This is a genomic window from Arthrobacter sp. 10T425, assembly GCF_056393985.1.
On sequence record NZ_JBFTGZ010000033.1, the window covers coordinates 1 to 1106 of the forward strand.

The 1106-nt window shown below is 73.8% G+C and carries 1 protein-coding gene; it reads right to left on the reverse strand.

Features of this window, described 5'->3' with window-relative positions:
* On the reverse strand, window positions 1-1106 hold a 1106-nt coding region (locus AC1DDH_RS20360), incomplete at both ends, for a fibronectin type III domain-containing protein (protein ID WP_476956192.1).

The window sequence follows — 1106 nt, forward strand, 5'->3', positions numbered from 1 at the left end:
CCGGGGCCGGTGTTGCCGGCGGCGTCGGTGGCGGTGACGCGGTAGTACCAGGTTCCGGCGGGGCGGTTGGTGTCGGTGTAGCTGAGCCCGGTGGTGTCGGCGATTTTGGTGGTGGTGGCGGGGGTGAAGCCTGCCGTGGTGGAGCGGTGAACGGTGTAGCCGGTGACGCCGGTGTTGTCGGTCGCGGCGGTCCAGGACAGGGCGACGGCGGTTCCGGTGGCTGTGGCGGCCAGGGCCCCGGGCGCGCCCGGCGCGGTGGTGTCCGGCGGGGGTTGGATCGTGGCGGAGGCTTCGTTGGAGCCGGGGCCGGTGTTGCCGGCGGCGTCGGTGGCGGTGACGCGGTAGTACCAGGTTCCGGCGGGCCGGTTGGTGTCGGTGAAGCTGAGCCCGGTGGTGTCGGCGATTCTGCTGGCGGTGGAGGGGGTGAAGCCTGCCGTCGTGGAGCGGTGGACGGTGTAGCCGGTGACGCCGGTGTTGTCGGTCGCGGCGGTCCAGGACAGGGCGACGGCGGTTCCGGTGGCTGTGGCGGCCAGAGCCCCGGGCGCGCCCGGCGCGGTGGTGTCGGGCGGGGGTTGGATCGTGGCGGTGGCTTCGTTGGAGCCGGGGCCGGTGTTGCCGGCTGCGTCGGTGGCGGTGACGCGGTAGTACCAGGTTCCGGCGGGCCGGTTGGTGTCGGTGTAGCTGAGCCCGGTGGTGTCGGCGATTCTGCTGGTGGTGGCGGGGGTGAAGCCTGCCGTGGTGGAACGGTGGACGGTGTAGCCGGTGACGCCGACGTTGTCGGTCGCCGCGGTCCAGGACAGGGCGACGGCGGTTCCGGTGGCTGTGGCGGCCAGGGTCCCGGGCGCGCCGGGTGCGGTGGTGTCGGAAGGGGCGGCATCCGTGTAGGTGAGGGTGAGGGCGGGGCGCAGCGTGGCGGAGGCCTGGCGTGACCAGAACCAGGAGCTGTCGGTGCCGGTGCCGGTCAGGGCCAGGGTCCGGGACCCGGTCCAGCCGGCCATCAGGCTGGTGTCCAGGGGAATGTCGTAGGCCGTGTTGGCGGCCGTGCCGCCGGGCAGGGACCCGAGGGTGGGCCCGGAAACCGCGGGGCGGTTGGCGTAGAGGGTGCC